The 18297-nt window shown below is 61.6% G+C and carries 10 protein-coding genes and 2 pseudogenes; 9 read left to right on the top strand and 3 right to left on the bottom strand.

Features of this window, described 5'->3' with window-relative positions; all coding sequences use genetic code 11:
• Nucleotides 1-439: 439 nt before the first annotated feature.
• Nucleotides 440-724: pseudogene (locus WFQ05_RS16460) on the bottom strand (transposase); the annotation flags it as partial.
• 294 nt (nucleotides 725-1018) lie between these two features.
• Here WFQ05_RS16460 and WFQ05_RS16455 point away from each other — a divergent pair.
• From WFQ05_RS16455 to WFQ05_RS16440, 4 genes and pseudogenes are all read left to right on the top strand, one after another.
• Nucleotides 1019-1227: pseudogene (locus WFQ05_RS16455) on the top strand (hypothetical protein).
• A 251-nt stretch (nucleotides 1228-1478) separates the two neighbouring features.
• Nucleotides 1479-2570, top strand: coding sequence for a catalase family protein (locus WFQ05_RS16450; RefSeq protein WP_070470375.1), 1092 nt, complete (start codon nucleotides 1479-1481; stop codon nucleotides 2568-2570).
• A gap of 24 nt (nucleotides 2571-2594) precedes the next feature.
• Nucleotides 2595-3290, top strand: a complete 696-nt coding sequence (locus WFQ05_RS16445; RefSeq protein WP_049452914.1) for a hypothetical protein — start codon at nucleotides 2595-2597, stop codon at nucleotides 3288-3290.
• Nucleotide 3291: 1 nt separating this feature from the next.
• A complete protein-coding gene (locus WFQ05_RS16440) occupies nucleotides 3292-4668 on the top strand; it encodes a Dyp-type peroxidase (protein ID WP_253133490.1) in 1377 nt (458 codons plus the stop codon).
• Here the strand turns inward: WFQ05_RS16440 and mobQ are convergent.
• Nucleotides 4624-5340: a MobQ family relaxase gene (mobQ, locus tag WFQ05_RS16435; protein WP_083298673.1), complete on the bottom strand. Its 717-nt coding sequence runs from the start codon at nucleotides 5338-5340 to the stop codon at nucleotides 4624-4626. The two genes, WFQ05_RS16440 and mobQ, sit on opposite strands and share 45 nt — an antisense overlap.
• A gap of 218 nt (nucleotides 5341-5558) precedes the next feature.
• On the opposite strand from mobQ, the gene WFQ05_RS16430 reads away from it, so the two are divergent.
• Nucleotides 5559-6074 carry a hypothetical protein gene (locus tag WFQ05_RS16430; protein WP_337054565.1) on the top strand — a complete coding sequence of 172 codons (516 nt, stop codon included), beginning with the start codon at nucleotides 5559-5561 and terminating at the stop codon, nucleotides 6072-6074.
• Between the two features lie 12 nt (nucleotides 6075-6086).
• Nucleotides 6087-6275, top strand: a complete 189-nt coding sequence (locus tag WFQ05_RS16425; protein WP_005408295.1) for a hypothetical protein — start codon at nucleotides 6087-6089, stop codon at nucleotides 6273-6275.
• 19 nt (nucleotides 6276-6294) lie between these two features.
• Here WFQ05_RS16425 and WFQ05_RS16420 read toward each other — a convergent pair whose 3' ends face one another.
• Entirely contained in the window at nucleotides 6295-7842 is a 1548-nt protein-coding gene (locus tag WFQ05_RS16420) for a site-specific integrase (protein ID WP_070470379.1), read from the bottom strand.
• Nucleotides 7843-8115: 273 nt separating this feature from the next.
• Between WFQ05_RS16420 and WFQ05_RS16415 the strand changes: the two genes are divergently transcribed.
• The 3 genes from WFQ05_RS16415 to WFQ05_RS16405 all read left to right on the top strand — a co-directional run bounded on the left by WFQ05_RS16415 (nucleotide 8116) and on the right by WFQ05_RS16405 (nucleotide 18292).
• Nucleotides 8116-9354, top strand: a complete 1239-nt coding sequence (locus WFQ05_RS16415; protein WP_253133494.1) for a tyrosine-type recombinase/integrase — start codon at nucleotides 8116-8118, stop codon at nucleotides 9352-9354.
• Nucleotides 9344-10504 (top strand): hypothetical protein, encoded by a 1161-nt coding sequence (locus tag WFQ05_RS16410; protein WP_253133496.1) that lies wholly within the window; start codon nucleotides 9344-9346, stop codon nucleotides 10502-10504. Before WFQ05_RS16415 ends, WFQ05_RS16410 begins: the two co-directional genes overlap by 11 nt.
• Nucleotides 10505-10600: 96 nt before the next feature.
• Complete coding sequence (locus WFQ05_RS16405; RefSeq protein WP_253133498.1) at nucleotides 10601-18292, top strand: UvrD-helicase domain-containing protein; 7692 nt, start codon at nucleotides 10601-10603, stop codon at nucleotides 18290-18292.
• Nucleotides 18293-18297 lie beyond the last annotated feature (5 nt).

Here is an 18297-nt window from a genome sequence, read left to right as displayed (position 1 = left end):
CAACCGCACCGCGCTTGAACTCGGTGCTGAACTTCCTTCGCTTCGACATGAACACTCCTCATGGCCTTGATCGGCCTTCTCGTAAGTGTCCGTGAAAACGGGGGTGAACCCAAATCAACAGCGACATCTTCGAGGACGTCCTGGCTGATTTGGGAATGGCATTAGAAGCGTTCGGCGCCGCGCTGCAGTTGGCTGGCAAGCGACTCCAAGCGAATGAGTTTCCGTTGGTAGCCACTCCGCAGATGCCAGCTGCTGCGCCGAGCACGGCCGTCATTAGCGGTTTGCCCGCGGAAGGCTTCGTACGCATCTGGGACATCATTGGCCGAAAAGCCCAAAACGGGGTGGCAGCTACCCCAGGCATGATTCCCGTGAGCAGAGCCACCTGGTACTCAGGTGTTAGATCGGGGCGCTTCCCAAAGCCCATAAAACATGGAGGGGTGTCCGCACCGGTATAGCCGCTGTCGCCACACACCGTGTCCTCATCGCCATGCAGCAGCTTATGGGTCTGGGTGATGTCAGCCACTTTGGCCGCCGTGCATCGCACGTGGTGCACCAGGCCAGAGGCATCGTCCACGCCGATGTGCGCCTTCATCCCGAAATACCACTGGTTGCCCTTCCTGGTCTGATGCATGTCCGGGTCACGCTTGCCTTGGACGTTTTTGGTCGAGCTTGGCGCGGCGATGATCGTGGCATCGACGGTCGTCCCGCCGCGCAGACTCAATCCCGCCGGCCCAGTTTGCTGCCAACCACCGAACCCAAACCCATCCCACCGCAGTACCCTTCAACCCCGGGCTCCACCAGTAATGGGTGGTACGGCTACTGGGGGCAGGTCACTTCGATTTCACAAAGGCGCGTCACGCGTTTTCCTTGGGTACTGGTCGAACCCCAGGCGATGTGCGCGCCGGGTCGGTCAAGCGCGTTGCGGCCGCCGTGGGCGAGGGCGCCGCCGTGGTCTCCCAGATCCATCAATACCCGGCATCGCGCCAGCCCGTCCTGCCCCTCCCCCCCGAGGAAAGCCATGCGCCCGCGCTGCACGCATGAAGACCAGATTGTCGATGTCACGCCAAGCGCGCTGGGCTACGAGTAATGCTCGGCCATCCGATCATCGAAGGCTACGAGCCGCCCGAAGGCTGGGGCTAGTGCTATGTCGACGAAGTGGAAGTCGAACTGCCGGACCAGACCCCGCAGCTGATCCCGCGCTACTTCTCAGCTTCGTGCCGTCCTTGACCCGGCGGGTCATCGGTTGAGCAGGCCAACGCTTCCCACCGGAAAGTCTCGGCACGCACCGCTCATGCGTGGACCGATGCGGCGAGGCCAGGGCGTGCCGAAAGCGAGCCAACCTTCTGCAACCCGAGGCCATGAAGCGAGCGGCTTCATGGCCTCATCACGCTTGCATGTCAGTATCGTAATCCCCAATACCCTGTCGTATGGCGGCGTGCCGGACAACCGCATGCCATGCCTATCGACGCAGGAGATCCATGGTCGATCAACCCGTTCTTTACAGCGAAGCACTGGAAAACGTCGACGAAGACGAGGATCGTCTGATCGAGGAGATCGTCACGCAGATGGCCGAAGGTAACCGTGCTGCCTATGAGCGCCATCGGCATGCCATTCGCGATGCGCATGCAAAATCGCACGCGGTCCTCAAAGGGGAGTTGTCCGTCCATTCGGACCTCCCGCCAGCACTTGCGCAGGGGATATTCCGCAGGCCCGCGACCTACGGCGTGGTGGCGCGCCTGTCCTCGGCGCCCGGCGATATCCACTCCGATGCGATCCCGGCGCCGCGCGGGTTCGCAATCAAGCTGATCGGTGTGGACGGCGAACGTCTGTCACCGCAGATCGGAGGCCGCAATCAGGATTTCCTGATGGTGAACTTCCCCGTGCTCGCCTTTGGCACCATCCCCAAGTACAAGACACTGCTGGGCGTGCTGGAGAAGAACGCACACGCGCCGGACATCTTCCAGCGGATCGTCGCCGGGCTCGCACGCGGTACCAAGGAAGCAGTCGAAGCGCTGGGCGGGACGCCCGGTGCGACGCTCGAAGGCCTGGGGCGCGACAACCACAACCCGCTGGGAGAGTCCTACCACACGCAGGGCGCCCTGCGTTTCGGCGACTACGTGGCCAAGCTTTCGCTGGTGCCAGCGTCCAACGATGTGCGCGCACTGACCGGGGTGGCCGTGGAGGATGTCGGCTTCTCGACGATGCGGGATGTGATCGAGCAGCATTTCGCGCGTCATGGCGCCGAGTACACGCTGCGGGCGCAGTTGTGCACCGACGTAGCGAAGATGCCTGTGGAGGATGCAGCCGTGCGCTGGGACGAGGATGCCTCGCCGCACATGCCGCTTGCGACGCTGCGCTTTGCCCCGCAGGCGCCCTATACGCCCGCACGCCGGGTCTACGGCGACGACGTGTTGTCGTTCAATCCCTGGAATGGCGTGCAGGCCCATCGTCCGTTGGGCGGGATCATGCGCATCCGCCGCGCCGCGTATGAGCGTTCCAGCAGTTTCCGCCATGCGATGAACACCCAACCGCGGGTCGAGCCGGAGCATCTGGCCGATATCCCGGATTGAGCCTTCCCACGACAAGGACCCCCGATGACCACGTCGAATGATCCACGCCTCGCCGATGAGACCAAGCCGGAGGAGATCCGGCGCCGTGCTGGCGAACTGGCGCAGGACTTGCCAAAGCTTGCCAGGATCGCGCTCGAAGCCTTGATCAAGCAACACAACGATGCCTACAAGGGCAGCTCCCAAAGCGCCGGTCGCGCCGGTCGGCAGTCGGGAAATGTCTCCGAGTTGTCGGCCATCGCCACGCTCAAGCCCGGTGGCGCGGATCGGCTCAAGCGCATCTTCGGCCTGACCGGGGGCAATTTCGACGGCGCGCAACGCGTGTCCACGCTTCATGACATGCGGTTTGTGTTGTTCGATGACGACACGCGGATCCTGTTCGCCACGGCCTACGATGGTGACTGGGATACCTACATCAACGATTTCGCCACCAAGATTCCAGGCTTGATGGACCTGTTGTTCGCCAACGTGGAGGGCTGGCCTGGCATCGACAGTCCGCAGGTCAAGGATTTCATCGCCGATCACCAGATCGACGCGGCCGGTTGGTTTGTCGCCAATCCCCAGGTCACGGTAGTGGACGTGCGCCGTTACCAACGCATGGACAAGGCGTTGCAGGCCTTCTTGGATACGATGTCCGAAAATACGCAGATGGATGCGACCACGCGTGCAGCGCTGGAGACGCTGGAGCAGGCCATCTCCGTCCCGCAGGGGGTGGATTACTGACATGGGCCTGCTCGCTGACCTTGCTGCCCGTTTCCGTCGTGACCGGGTGACCCTGAACCTCGATGACATCCAGGCGCTCATCCTGCGATCGCGTCCTGAGCCTTACGTCGGGATTCATGCTTTGCTGCACGTGGAACAGGCGGGCGGTGGGCGCGATCTGCTGCGCCGGCTCGCCCCGCATGTCCCCACTGCTTCCGGCTGGACCGAGGAGCTTGATACCTGGATCGGCGTGGCCATCAGTCACGAAGGGCTCAAGGCGCTTGGATTGCCGCCGTCCTCGCTGGAGAGCTTCCCCCTGTCGTTCCGGCAGGGAATGGCAGCACGCGCCGAACAGCTGCGTGACTTCGGGGAAAACGCTCCAGAGACTTGGGAGGAAGTGTTCACACCGGGCAATTGCCATATCGCCCTGACCATCTATGCGCGCGATGAAGTACATCTGGATGTTGCGGTGGACAAAGCCATGGGCGAGCTAAATGCCTGCAGTGGCGTGACCTTGCTGGCAACGCACCGTTTCGGCGCCGACGCCGATGCCCAGAATCCATTCGGCTTCCGCGATTCGATTTCGCAGCCAACAGTGGCTGGCGCTGGCGTGGAACCACAGCCCGGGCAGCAGCGTGCGATCGCTGCGGGAGAGTTCATCCTTGGGGAAAACAGCGAAGCCGGTTCGCCGTTGCGCATGCCCCAGCCGGACGTATTGGGGCGCAACGGCTCGTTCGTGGTGATGCGCAAGTACGAAAGCCGGGTGGGTGCGTTCAACGATTTCATGCGCATACATGCAGGCGAGGACAAGCAGGCCCAGCATGCTCTTGCCGCGAAGATGTTCGGACGCTGGCGCTCCGGCGCGCCGCTACCGCTAGCGCCGGAACGAGACGATCCCGAGCTCGGCGCCGACCCGCAACGCAACAACGATTTCGACTACCAGCATGATGCCCTTGGTCGGATGTGCCCGCATTCGGCACATATGCGCCGCCTCAATCCGCGGGGGAGCCAGCTGACGATCCTCAGCGACGAGCACATTCATCGCATCATTCGGCGTTCGTCCACGTTTGGACCAAAGTGGAGCGATGACGTGACCGGCACCGACGATGCCAAGGCGGATCGCGGGATCTTCTTCATCTTCATCAGCGCCCGGGCCTACGACACGATCGAATTCCTGCAGCAGGAATGGATCAATCGCGGCAACTTCATCGACCTGGGTTCTGAACGCGACCCGATCGTCGGCCTGCACGAGGAGCCCGGCAGCTTCACGATTCCCCAGTCGCCAGTGCGTCGACGCGTGGCCGATGTGAGTACCTTCAATCGCCTGCGCGGCGGCGAGTACATGTTCATGCCGTCATTGAGCGCGCTGCGCTGGATCGGCGAGGGGAAGTTCGATTGAGCCGGCGCGGGCGCGCTGGGCGCTATGCGTGCTCGCGGGCCCTGCACTGAGAGGCCACCGTGCCCAGGCGGCACGGTGGCCTAAGCCTTGCGCCACGTCCACGCGAGCGGACAAGCCTGCACGTTCCAGGTGCTGGTTGATCGTACTGGCCACTTTTGCGCGAACTTCCTCCACCGCCCCGGTTTTGCGATCGTCCAGTTCACGGGTTTTCGCGCCCAGCCCGGTGGGCTCCATCCGCCGGGTAGTGGCGAGGATGTGCACGTGGTGGTTGCGCTCGTCGGCGTTCTTGTCCGGGGCGTGGATGGCGAACATGGCCGCAAAGCCGAACCGCTCCACCAGGTTGGCGGTGAGGTCGCGGGCCAGCTCGGCGCGTTGCGCGTCGGTCAGTTCGTGCGGCAGCGATACGAGGAACTCCCGTGCCACCACGCTGTTCTTGCGCGTCTCGGCGGCTTCGGCCGCGTTCCAGAGTTGGGCCGGGTCTTGGGCCCACTCGGGGGAACCGGCCGGGGCCAGAATGCCCGAGGCCACCACGCCTTGCTTGCGGGTGTAATCGTGACGCTCGCCGGTGCGCAGGTCGGCAAGGTCCAGGCCCGCGCGATACGCCGCGCCGGCCACGGCGCTGGCGCCTTGGCTACGACTGACGGTTTTGATTTCGCAACGGTAAATGGCCACGGGATCCCCAGATGAAAACAGCCCGCCAGTCCCCGTTTACGGGGGCGTCCGGCGGAAGGGGCAGCGAATGCCGAAGGCGTTCGCGGGGTGTCGGGGGCGAAGCCCCTGACCGCGGGCAAACTCCGAAGGAGTTTGCATAACCGCGCTCTTGTTGTTTTCTTCGGGCGCTTCGCACCCTCTGAAAACCCTTTGAGAACCGGGCTGCTCGCTGTGCTCGCTTGCCCCTGCAATCAGGGTCCCATGCACGCAAAAACTGTCAACTTTTTAGCCAAAAGCAAAAGCCGTGCTCGCTGCTCACTCGCGCCAGGCATTGGGGCGGTGCCCCCTTGCCTTCGGCCTGTTTTCTGGTTGCATTGGTTATCAGGGCTATTTTTGAGCGTGTCGTGGTAGATGTTGAGAAGCAAAAACTAAAACTCTCCAAACTGCTGGAGGTGGCTGCAAAGGAGCAAGCCAAACTCTTGCTGGCGGAGAAGCAACAGAAAGCACGGGAGGCCCGTCAGGTCGCCCGGGAGAAAGCCAAGGAGCGTGCCAAGCTGTTCCGCTCGGCCGATGCACACCGAAAAATCGTGCTGGGCGGGCTGACGATTGCCGCCGAAGCCGATGGCTGGGACCCGGCCGAAATCGTCGGGGGCGCTGCTCGTGATTGGCGAGCGGATGGCCACGCACCCGAACGTGCGGGGCCAGCTCCGCGAAAAGGGTATTCAGCATCTGGAGGCGCGGGCGGCAGCCCGTGAAGGGGCGCGGTCATGAATCGCCCCAAGACCCCCGACCCGTTGTTGGCCCGACAGATGGAAGCCCTGCGCGCCCAGTTCCTGGCCAATGCGCTGGGCCTGCCGCTGCCGTATTTCTACGCCACGTCGGATTTTCTGGCAGAGGTGAGTTGCTGGTGTCTAAGCTGCCCGATGAGCGCCAGCAGGAAGCGATGGCCGCGTTGAAGGCCATCGCTGGAAAGGTTTAAGCCCGTTCCTTGGTTCGGTTGCTGGGCTTGCTGTCAGGCAGCTCAGTCAACAGGGGGCGCAAGGCGTCCAAGTTGAGCGCATAGGCCAGCACCGACAGGCCGGGAGACTTGCCGGCACCGTGCAGTTTCTCGGCGGCGGTGAATTCCCGGCTGTAAGTCGCATGGTGTTCGTCGTCCAGTTCGTGGCCGACGATTTGGGCCCTCATTTCCGAGGCGACGCCAGCGGTCTGCATCTCCTGGATGACGCTCTTGCGCAGGCTGTGGAAGCCGCGTTTGGCTTTCGGCCAATCGGCAGACAGCTTGCCCATGTAGTAGCCGAACGCTTTGGAAATCCAGTTACCGGGCCCGTTCTTGGCGTTGGTGGCGGCTTGCGGGAACAAGCGGGTATCGCCACGGTCCCGCAGCCGCTGCACGTAGTTGAGGAAGCCTAGCGCCAGCAGGTCGGCGTGGATGGGCACCACCCGTTTGGAGACATCGCTTTTAAGCCGCTGGTTCTCGCCTTCGTCGGTCACGTGGAGGACGGGCACGCCGTCGGCCTCTGCCACGTCCGTCAGCAGTAGTTGCCCGACTTCGCCGGCCCGGCCGCCGGTGTAAAGGCCCAGCAGGGCGGCCCAGCGTGTGCCGGGGGAAAGCCTGGCGACCTGCTCGGGCGCGTAGAGAGTGTGGATCTGGGGCAGGGTGAAGGCCTTGAAGCCCAGCTTTTTCCGCTGGCGCTTTTCCTTGGCCGTGTAACGCACGTGACCCTTGGCCGGGTTGTCCACGGTCGGGAAGTGGCCGGATTTGGTGGCCCAATCGAAGAAGCCGCCCGCACCGCCCAGGTAGGACTGTTTGTTGTAGATGGAGGGCGTGCTGTTGCCCTTGTCGCGCAAGTGTTGATAGAAGCGCGCCATGTCAGGCCGGCCGATGGTGTGCACCTGGTGGTTGCTGCCGATGTAGTCCACCAGCATGTTGATGGCCGTGCCCTTGATGGTCAGGGTCTTGGGGCTGGTGAACGCCTCAAGGCTTTTCAGCCATGCGTCGCGCGCCTTGCCCATGGAAATGGCTTCGGCCACAGTAGCGGCCGGAGCCGTTGGCGCAGGTGCAGCAGGTGCCGGAGAGGGGGCAGGGGGCTCGTAGCCGTCCAGCATGGCCATGAGCGGGTCCTTTTCATACATCGCTGCCAGTTCGGCATTGCGACCGCGTGGGGCCGTGGCTTGGCGGTAAAGCCGGACGTCGTCGTCGTTGTCCAGTTGCCAGCGCTCGACGATGGAGCCATCGGCGCGTTGCGTGCGTTCCAGCGTGAGTTCCGGCAGACGGCTTTTGCTCAAGCGTGCAATCAACGCGTCCACGTCGTCCTTGCTCATCCCTGTGTCCTGTATGGCGGTGAAAGCCGCAGCATAGCGGGCGGACAGCTCCAACGCGGCCAACCGTGCGGCCAGCAGGTCAGCGCCCAGCGAACGCTTGAGGAAAGCGCGTCCAACCCTTTCACGCAATGCAGAGGGAACGCGGATGCGGAAGAGGTAACGGCCTGACGCGGCCTGCGTAAGGTAGTGAGGAAGTGCCATCGGAGTTGTGCCCCGATTTGTGCCCTGCCCGCGATCTTTTAGCCAACAAAAAACCCCTGTAAAAACAGGGGCTTATGTAATGCTGGCGGAGAGAAGAACTGCTCGGGCGATGCCCAACGGGGCCCAGCCGATCTCAACCTTTGAAAATTCTAGCGCGCGGTTCAGCAACTTAGCTACAGCTGCGTACCAATCGACCCCAACGACACCTAAAGGAAGCAAACATCAAATGGCATACTCGATGGCATACCGGAAACAGGGGGGCCGAGGAAGGACATGGGATTGATCACGGATGCAAAGGCTCGCAGCCTGAGCCCTGGCGGTCAGGCTGTCCCGCACGGAGGCATAACTGGCCTGACGCTGCATCCGTCGCCCTCACAGAAGGGGCAGGGTAAGTGGGTGCTGCGCTACGTCAGTCCTGCCACGGGCAAGCGACGCAACGCCGGCTTGGGTGCCTACCCCGAAGTTGGGATTGCTCTGGTGGGTAAACTGGCGCGAGAAATGCGCGAGCAGATCGCGAGTGGGCAGGATCCGTTGGAGGTTAAGGCGGCTGACCACGCTAAGCCGAAGACACCGACCTTTCAGGAAGCAGCGGAGCTACTCCACGCGGAACTAAAGCCCGGGTGGAAGAATCCCAAGCACGCACAGCAGTGGCTTAATACGCTGACTGAGTACGCGTTTCCACGGATTGGCTCCCTTTCCATCGACCAGTTGCAACCGCGGCACGTTGCGGATGTCCTCCGCCCCATCTGGCTCGACAAGGCAGAGACGGCAAGTCGCGTGAAGCAACGGCTACACGCGGTAATGGCGTGGGGTTGGGCGCACGGATTTAACCAAGCCAACCCGGTCGATGTCGTAACACATCTGCTTCCGCTGCAGCCGGGAAAGTCTGTCCGGCAGGAGCATCAGCCAGCAATGCCCTGGGCGAAGCTTCCATCGTTCGTGAAAGCAGAACTTGCAGGAGCTGGCGAGTACGAAGTCACGCGAAATGCTTTGCTGTTCCTGATCCTGAATGCCAGTCGTTCCGGCGAGGTGCGCGGGATGACGTGGGCGGAAGTGAACCTTCGCGCGAAGCTGTGGACGATTCCTGCTGCTCGCATGAAGGCCAAACAGCCTCATCGAGTGCCATTGTCGGAACAGTCCGTCAAGCTGCTCAGGCGCCAGGAAGGCCATCACGACGAACTTGTCTTTCCCTCTGTGCAGGCTCGTTCGGTCATGTCGGACATGACGCTCACAGCCTTGTTGCGGAGAGCGAACGCACCGAGCGACACGCCTGGGCGTATTGCGACCGCCCACGGGTTCCGCTCGAGCTTCCGCGACTGGTGCAGCGAGCAAGGCTATGCCCGTGACCTGGCAGAGCGGGCGTTGGCGCATACGGTCAAGGACAAGGTCGAGGCCGCCTACCACCGCACAGATCTCTTGGAGCAACGTCGTCCGATGATGCAGGCCTGGGCCGACTTTGTTCACCCACCTGCAAAGAACCCCAAGAAGGATGCCTCGCCGCATGACGCCTGAATCGCCAGCCATTCGAGTTCGGCCCTTAGCCAGCATGCTTGACGGGAACGACCCTGTTGAGTTCGTTCACAGGCTCCTTGAGGCTGGATACGACAGGTTCTACGTCAAGGTCCCGAAGGGATTTCGGGTCAGCCTTCTCTCCATTGACCCCTTTCCTCCTGGGTACCAGCTTCTGTGGCCCCAGAAGTCAACCCAAGGTCCCGTGCGGGCTGATGGCAATCAGGCCCAGATACGGTATTTGCAGCTCGATACATCGCAGTTGCGTGACGTTCTCGAATATCCCCCCGTCGCATTGCACCAATTCAGTGCGGGAGGTCTGGAATCCGCGTTGACGCACGATGGCATTCCTTCAATCGATTTCAAGTATCGAAAGGGTTTGCTGGGTTTCCTCTTGCCCACCGAGCGGGCCATCGCCGACAAGGTGCCAACCGAGTTTGATGCCAGCTCGGGTGCTCCTGTGGTCGTGAAGACGTTGAATCGCATCAGAAGCCAGTATTCGTACATTCTTCACGGGGTCAGTTTCAAGGATGTTTTCGTTGAGGCGCCCGCACTTAGTGACGCCTTGGAAAGCACGCCGACTGCTAAGGATGTGCTTGTGCCAGCCTGTGGAGATGCGCCGGATGACCCCTATGGGCTGAAAGATTCGTCGCCATTGGTATACGAGATCCTCCGCAAAGCCTATCGAAATCGAGGGAGGGCGCGCAGTGAGATCGATGCGCCATCGCTTGCGGCAGAATTTCGAGAGTTGAATGCCGGCTACAAGAAGAATCCCAAGCCTTTCAACGACGGTCGGCATGAGTTCGCGGCGACGCTCGCCAACCCCGGCTACAACTATTCGTCCGAGGGCCTTGGGGAGATTGATCTTCCCGAAGAGGCCGTAGAGGTTCCGGCGGATACATTCCTCGATCAGGATTTCATCAATCACAAGCTCAGAAAACTCCTATATGCCGCCTGCCGTTGGAGTGGTGCTAAGGAACCAGGACTCGGCGGCGATCGGGAAAAATTGGTGGATCTCTTGGTTGGTCTTGGCTTCTTTGACCGGGAAGACAGTGATCAGGTGCAGTCGTTGGTTTACTTCATCACCGGTGAAAAGTACCGGCGCAACAAGCACAAGAGCGACTTTAGGCACATCCGCAGCGATCGAGGGTGACGCCAAGCCGGGGATGGGTAACGCGCACACCCGGTCATTTTCCATTTCGCCAAGACTTTGGGAGACGCGTGTGTGCCAGCAAGGGGATGAACAATCATGAGCACGCTGGCCGACCAGCTGAAGACATTGGGCTTACAGCCGACCGAGCGAGAGGTTGTGGACACTAGGAAGACCAATTCCAAGACCGGTGGTCGGCCGCTAGGATCTGGTAAGAAGCCACAATCTGATGAGGGAATGCTCTTCTTGAAGCTGCCACGCTTCGGAACTGTGGCCAGGCTCGACGAAGAACGGGGCTTCGGCTTCATCTCTGGTGGCGCGCGCGAGGACGTGTTCTTCCACTTCAGGGGATATCCGGGCCGGCTGCCTGACGGAAAAAAGCTTCCCCCTGTGGGATCGCAGGTGCTTTTCATTACGGGCAGCGACCCACGGCGTCCACACGAGCCCAAGAAGGGTGCAGTCTTGTGGGCGCCCGTCGAAATCTCTTCAGCTTCGCTAGGGAATGCGCCCACGGATCAGACATCTGTGGACGCTTTGCGGCGCAAGCGCCTAGGTGAGTTGCCGCGGGATGCGCTGTGGGGCCTGTTTGAAACAGCGTGGTACGCGAAGCCGTGGGGTGGAAATGCGCCGGCACCCACCGACCTGGAAGACGAGGTACTGGGACAGGTCGTCTGCGAACGTCTGGCCGAGATGTCGCCGGCTGATCTGGAAGCACATCAGGTCAGTAGCCGGCTGGCGAAGTCGCACTACCAGTTTGCTGCCTGCCTGTCGCCAGGCAGCCCGGCTTGCGCGTTCACGCGGATGCTGGAAGTGTTCGAGCCAGCACAGCTGGCCGTGCTGGGGACACCAGACCCCTCGTGGATTCAACGCCAGAGGCTTTCTCCGGACGCCCGCTCCCGCCTCCTTGAATGGCACCTGCTCAGCCGGGCCTTGTCGGAACCGCGTGGCAACTGGGAGTCCTGTTTCCCAGGAGCCGAGGCATCCGAGGTCGAGCTGGCAACGCGTTTCCTGGCCTACGACATCCCGCGGGATGCGTTCATCGATGCTTGGCTGGACAGGATCGTGCGTAACGGATTGCTGTCCGAAGTACAGGCTGAAGCGTGGGCGGACCGTAATCTCGATCTATCGGTTTCGCTGTTTCATCGACTTCCAGCCGCGCGCCAGGTTTCTCTGGTGTCAGGGTGGCGGAAGAATCCGGCAGGGCTGGACAAGCAACTCCAACAGGAACCATCACGTGCAAGGACGCTGCTTACCGCTGCGTCACTGGCGTTTGACCTGGAAACCGACGGTAAGCGCATCTGGGAAATCGGCTGCGCACGCAACGGACAGGCCAGCCTTCTTCACGATGAGCGTAGCGGGACCGACCTGGATGTGGCCATGGCCGACCTGGGGCAGCGAGTCCACGCTGCGCCATTGGTGGTAGGTCACAATGCCCTGGCATGGGACTGGCCGATTGTTGCCCGCCACATCGCGCCGACTTCGGTGCCATTGATCTGGGACACGTTGCTCATCGGGTACCTTCTGGAGCCGCAGGCGGCGTCGCACGCGCTCGGTGGGCGGCATCATGCGGACCGGGATGCACTTGACACTTTGCAGCTGTTCAAGCGACAGCTAGAGGGCCTGCCTGAAGATATTGCACGCAGTGTGTTGATCGGCGAGTTCACCGATTCTGCCCGACTGCTGGATGCGGTCATTGAGGCCCAGCGGGGCGTCCGCGATTTTGCCCGCGAGTTCCCGGGCTTCATGACCGCGGAGGGAACCTCGCCTGCAAAGCTGGTCGTCGTGCCCGAGAGCAGGCTCGGGGAGATCGACTGGGTTCCGGGCGCGTCGGTGGTCTCGGCGGACCCCAGCGAAGGGCTGGCGGCCGAGTGGCGGGAAGTTGACGTTGCCTTGCTTAAGAAGGCCCTGCCGGCAGACGCCGCGTCCGACCCGGCTGCTCGGGTCCTGGTGGCTGTTGGGGAGCTGGCTGCCGCGCAGGGCATCGCGCTGCGGCGGAACATGATTCCGGTCTGGCTGCTTGAACGTGACGCCCGCCTGCGGTCGGCGGTCGACATGGCGTGCGTAGTGCCGAAGGCCGGTTCGGGCTGGCGTATCGCGTCGTTGCCCGCCAGCGTTGACTGGTGGGCCAGCAGGGATCCATCGTCCTGCGTGGTGACCGGGCTCAGCGATGATGTTCTCGTGCTCGATCGACGGAAGGTTGCGCAAAGCGATGTTGCGCAGATGCTGGGTGAAATGCCCGCAGCGCCATTCATGCGTATCGGTGAAACCGGATCTGCGTTGCGATGGTTGCTCGTCGACCGTGCCGCACACGTGCTCGACTCTCGAGGAGGTCTGGCTGCATTCACGACGCTCCCCGTCAGCGATGCGGCGATCGTTCGTGCCGAGGGCGCGCCGGTTCCGTCATGCCGTCCGAAGGTCGCAACGCGGCGCCATCACGTGTTGCATCCGCGGGCCGAGGACCAGGGCAGCTACTGGGCCGAGGTGCTTCGTACGTTCAAAGAAGTGGCGACGTTTGGAGCGGGAACCGTTCCGATTCTCCTGATTGCGAGTACCCAAAGCGAGGCGCTGCGTGATCTATTGACAGTTGGGCTGGCGGAGATCGGGCTTGGCGAGGTGAAACCGGAACACCGCAGCCAACGTGAACACATGCTTCGCGCCTCGAGTGGTGGCCTCGCGCTGGTCGACGTGGTCGACCAGTGGCCCGTCTGGCAATCGCTTGCCCAGTCGGCAGGCGTGGTGCTGCAACCTGTGGTCGAGGCACTGCCGATCGAGGAGTGGCATGCCTGTGCGGAGACGCGCATTGCCGCGCAGGCAGGTTGTGATTCTGGGCAAAAGACCGAGAAGGCGGGCGGCGCCACCGTCGTTAGTGGCGCTGCTGTACTTGAGTCTGCGCCTGCCTTGTTGCGGGCCCGGTTGCATGGATGGATGGCCGATGTGGGGCTGTCAGCGTCGCAGCTCCCCACCATCCTTATTGATCCGCGCGTGGGCGACATGGCCAAGGGGCTGTCGAACTTGGCGGACTCGTTCCAGCTTGTGGAGACGCCATTCCTGGCTGAGCAGGCGCAACGGTTGGAGCTTGTGTTGTCGCCGTTCAAGCTGGTGCGAGAGGTGGCTCCTTCCGGCATCGAGGCTATGGAACGCTTCCTGGTGGCGAACTGGCAGCCTCGAAGCGGGGGCGGTGGGAATCGCGTCACCGGCTTCAAGCCGTCGCAGAAGATTGCGATGGAAGCCATCTGCGAACGCTCCGCTAATGTTCTCGTCTCGTTGCCGACGGGCGAGGGCAAGTCGGTGCTGTTTCAAGTTCCCGCGCTCTGCCGTGGCCTACGCAATAGACGGTTGACATTGGTCATCTCGCCGTTGAAGGCCTTGATGCGGGATCAGGTGGAGCGCCTGCGGGAGCAGGGTTTCTCCGAGTCAGTCGACTATCTGAGCGGTGATCGACCGCCCAGCGAGATCGCCGAAGTGATCCAGGGCGTACTCGATCATCGCATCGTGCTGCTGTATGTCGCGCCAGAGCGGACACGCAGCAGTGTTTTCCTCGATGTGCTTCACAAACGCATGCAAGCTGACAAAGGCTTGGAGCATGTAGTAGTGGATGAAACCCATTGCGTGAATCAGTGGGGATACGAGTTCAGGCCGGACTACTTTCATGCGCTGAATCTGTTGCTGCGCATGTGTCGTGCAATGGATTTGAGTGAGCCGACGCCTTTCCTGTTGCTGTCGGCAACGATCACCGCGTCCGACAGGGTCCGTTTGCAGGCCGTCATGTCCGGAGATTCCGGAGAGACGGGATCTCCACTGCCGCTCTTGGCAAGGCCGGACTCGTTCTCCAATCCATTGCGAACGCATATTGCCGTTGAGCCGCGTCGTGTGCGTGGCATGCTCAACGACCGGCGGAACTTTGACAAGGCACTGGCGGAGCGTCTGCCTCACATCGAAGAAGCCGTATCGGCGGCACGGCGCAACCGGGCGTCGACGGGTCAACGTAGTGCCGTCGTAGTTTTTGTATCCAGCCGATACCACGCGGAGGTCGTGGCGCAGCGGCTTGCCCGGGCCACCAGCGGTCAGGTCGACTACTACCATGCGGGCTTGGATGCAGGCTCGCGGGAAGAGATCTACACGCGCTTTCTTGACGGTGACCTTGATGTCCTCGTGGCGACGAAGGCCTTCGGCATGGGCATGGATATTCCGGATATCCATTGGGTCGTGCACCTTGCACCGCCGGGATACCTCGAGGACTACCTGCAGGAGGTTGGCCGGATCGGGCGCGGGGAGCGGGAGCGTAAGAATGCGCAGCTCGAAAAGCTTTCCGCCACGCTGCTATTCTCGGATCAGGACTTCGAGTCGATCCGGGGTTTGCGGGCGCGCAGCGCCCTATCCCTTCCAATCATCAGGGATCTCCACGAAAAGGTGTGCGAGCACGCATACCAGGTGGATGGCCAGCAGCTCGCGATCGTTCCTGCCGAGGGCTACGGCACGCCACAGAACCCCGTGGGGCAAAGTCCGGCCGCCAGACGCGCGGCCGCGACGCGAGTCAGAATGGGGCTGTACTGGCTCGAACGGGCCGAACGCGTCCGCCTGTGCGGTTCCGTCCCGGATCTGATTGAGGTGACTGCCTACCCGTCCTCGCTTGAGCGGATATCCCAGGAGGATGGTTTGGCTGCTGAAGTAGCCGGTTTGATTCTTAAAATTGGTTCGGTGGACACTTCGCTTGCAGGTGCATCCCTTGGAGGCGGCTCCGTTTTTGGCGCTTCTCCAACCCCGGCAGGACTTCTCGGCGGCACGATCGACGTGCTCGGACGGCTGTTTTCCAGCTTGTCCGACACGGTGGGCATGCTGTTCGATGGCTCGGCAAGAACTCCGGCGCGGTCGCTTCCAAGCCCACGTCCCGCACACGCCGGGTTGTCGAGCGGTGAGGCCGCCACGGCAAAGACGGTGATTCTCAATCTCTCCCAGATCAAGCTGCGCAGCAGTGCGATCAAGTCGATGGGAGATGTGCTGGCAGTCCTAGGCGACCTCGAAAAGCGTGGGGCTGTATCGCTGAATCGCGAGATTGACGTTGTTCCGCGCAAGCTTGCATCTGAGCCATCCACCAAGATCAGCGAGCTCTTCCAGTACGTCGATGGCGGAGTAGCCGAACTCATACGCCGGCTCGCGAAGAACGGACGAATCGAGTTCAATCCGTTTGAGATGGTCGAGGACGTAGAGGGGCCGCGGGTCGGCGATGACAAGCGCCGGATGTATGAAAGATTGTTCATTAACGGCTTCAGAAGCCTTGCGCGTGCATCCGGAGTCAAGCTTCGCCAGCTGGTTCGGGCCGACGATAAAGTCATCTGGGAGGCAGTGCTTCCGCGGTCGTCATGGTCCAAAGCAGATTCCAGACGGCAACGTTTCCTGCAGGGGGCGAAGTCCCTGTTCGCGGCCGTCGCAAACCAGAGATCGATCCCGATTTCGAAACTTGTGGATCAGCTACGTGCCGGAAGCCATGACGGCCGTTTCCGCGAATCCGACTTGAACAAAGTGGCCGCGCTCTTGTCGGCAATGAGCCTTGTCAGCATTTCGCCGGAGTTGGTTCCGCTGTCACATGTCGTAGCAGTATCCAATGTCGATGGCAGGCTTGAGGATCAGGCGGATATCTGGGACGAGCTCAGGCAGGTCAATGAACTTGCAGAGGCACGAAATCTGGCAATGGAGGTGTTCGCAAACGTGAACACGGATGCCCACCCGGTCTTCATCGAAGGGTATTTCGATGCCGCTGATGGCCCTGCGATCAAGCAGTTCCTTGATTCGCAACTGGGTGAAATAGTCAGCGAGGATCGGGACGGCCCCTCCACCTTGCTCTTGGAGATGCAGGAGAAGCTCCGCGCCACGAAAGCGGTTGAGTTCTTCGAGAGATTCAGGGGCTCGGAAGAATCAGCGCAATGGGAGGTGGCCAAGGCGCCGTTTGATCAGCACATCATGGTCAACGCGGGTCCCGGGGCTGGCAAGACCTTTGTCCTTGTAGGAAGAATCGCGCACCTGATCCGGGAGCAGAACATCGATCCCTCGCAAATCATCGTGCTTGCGTTCAATCGCGCAGTCGTCTTTGAGATCAGGCGACGGATTCGCGAGCTGTTCAAGTCGCTGGGCTATGCAGCCTACGCGGGGCGTCTGCGGGTCTCGACCTTCCACTCGCTGGCTATGCGGAGCCTGGCGCGGGAGGGGGTTGAGATTACTAGAGACAGTGTGCAAACCCTGCTTTCTGATTTTTCCAGTCGGCTGTCGAAAGATCCTTCGTTCGCCCAGAGGGTAGCCGGCGGCGCACGTTGTGTCCTTGTGGACGAATTCCAGGACGTGACGGATGACGTGTATCAGGTCATCAAGTATCTCCACTCCGGCAGCGGGTCTAGGGCAGGGGTCATGGTGATTGGTGACGACGACCAGGACATCCTGCGCTGGCAGCGGAAGAATGATGGTAGTGCTCACCAGTTCTCCGAGAAGTACTTTGATCAGTTTACGCACGATTTCGGGGGAGGAAGTTTCCAGGAGTTCCTGCTGGGCGTGAATTTCCGATCTGGCGAGAGCATTGTCGAACGCAGCCAGTTGATGATCTCAGGGTTCTTCGAGCGCACGAGCCGCTCCCGGCGTCTGAAGTCCTCCCGGTTGAGATCACGTGCGGGAGCCAGGGAAGGGGCGTGCCAGGCGATCGAGTGGAGCGGTCGAACGTGGGGCGAGGCGGTAGAAGGCACTGCAGCTTTGCTAAAGGACCTGACCGGCCGCGAAGGCGAGTCGACCGCCGTGCTCTGTCGTTCGAATGCTGAGGTCGCTGAAGCGCACAGACTGTTGAGCCAGGCGCTGCCGAAATTGAGGGTGCAGGGGGGCGCCAATCTGCGCGTAGCCCAGCTGAGGCACGTGGCGCTCTGGTTGGACCATCTTCGGGAGGCTGCTGCCAAAGGCGACGCCGCACTTTCAGAGGATTTGCGGCGAGAGATCTTCAACCGGACGGTGCAAGCTGGAGGTGTTCCGGAATACTCCAGGCCGGCTACGTCCGACGTCACGCTGGACGATCTGTGGGAGCTGTGCTGCCGCGAGCGTTCATTCCCCCATCTTTCCTCGCTCGTTCAGTTTGTCGATGAATTGAGAACCGATGAACTCGTGCGGTTGCTGGGGACGGTCGATGAAGCGTCAACGGCAGTAGTTTCGACACTGCATAAGGTGAAGGGGCTTGAGTTCGACAACGTAGTAATTCTGCCGTCGATGATTCAGTTCGGCGTTGCAGGGTGGGATCGACTGGGACCGGATCTCCAAGGCGATGCCGCGGAAGAGGCGCGGCTGCTGTATGTGGGAATGACCCGGGCCAAGAGGAATCTGACGTACTACCGCGGTGATCGCGAGCGGAGCTGGGGAAGGAAGGATCCTGTGCCGTATGACGGCCTGCGCACAGACGGCCATGTGTTGATCGGTTCAATGGAGGATGTCTCGCTCGGTTGGGCCATGCAACGCAACGCATTCAACCCAACTCCGGATGAGTGTCAGCGCTATATCGAGACTGAAGTCGCGATAGGTGATCCAATCGTGCTTGGCGGGTGGGGGGGCGGTGCGTTCAAGTCTTTCATGCATCGAGGGAGTTCAGGACAATTGACACAGGTCGGCTTTCTTGCGAAGCAACATGTAGTCGGCGGACCGAATGCTTCGCTGAAAGTCAGCGCGGTCCTGCGGTTCCGGCCGGACTCAATCGACGAGACGCTGGCAGACTGTGTTCGTGATCGTGGCTGGGGGTACGTTGTGCTTGTTTCGGGGCGCCTCCGCTGATGTTC

The sequence above is a fragment of the Pseudoxanthomonas sp. USHLN014 genome (assembly GCF_037153335.1).
GTDB classification, from domain to species: domain Bacteria; phylum Pseudomonadota; class Gammaproteobacteria; order Xanthomonadales; family Xanthomonadaceae; genus Pseudoxanthomonas_A; species Pseudoxanthomonas_A winnipegensis.
Note: the sequence above shows the minus strand (reverse complement) of the source record. Positions and strands in the feature narration are given on the sequence as shown.

Coding starts and splice junctions, on each gene's coding strand:
- WFQ05_RS16450 (WP_070470375.1), top strand. CDS start 1,479: ATGGTCGATCAACCCGTTCTTTACAGCGAAGCACTGGAAAACGTCGAC.
- WFQ05_RS16445 (WP_049452914.1), top strand. CDS start 2,595: ATGACCACGTCGAATGATCCACGCCTCGCCGATGAGACCAAGCCGGAG.
- WFQ05_RS16440 (WP_253133490.1), top strand. CDS start 3,292: ATGGGCCTGCTCGCTGACCTTGCTGCCCGTTTCCGTCGTGACCGGGTG.
- WFQ05_RS16425 (WP_005408295.1), top strand. CDS start 6,087: ATGAATCGCCCCAAGACCCCCGACCCGTTGTTGGCCCGACAGATGGAA.
- WFQ05_RS16420 (WP_070470379.1), bottom strand. CDS start 7,842: ATGGCACTTCCTCACTACCTTACGCAGGCCGCGTCAGGCCGTTACCTC.
- WFQ05_RS16415 (WP_253133494.1), top strand. CDS start 8,116: ATGGGATTGATCACGGATGCAAAGGCTCGCAGCCTGAGCCCTGGCGGT.
- WFQ05_RS16410 (WP_253133496.1), top strand. CDS start 9,344: ATGACGCCTGAATCGCCAGCCATTCGAGTTCGGCCCTTAGCCAGCATG.
- WFQ05_RS16405 (WP_253133498.1), top strand. CDS start 10,601: ATGAGCACGCTGGCCGACCAGCTGAAGACATTGGGCTTACAGCCGACC.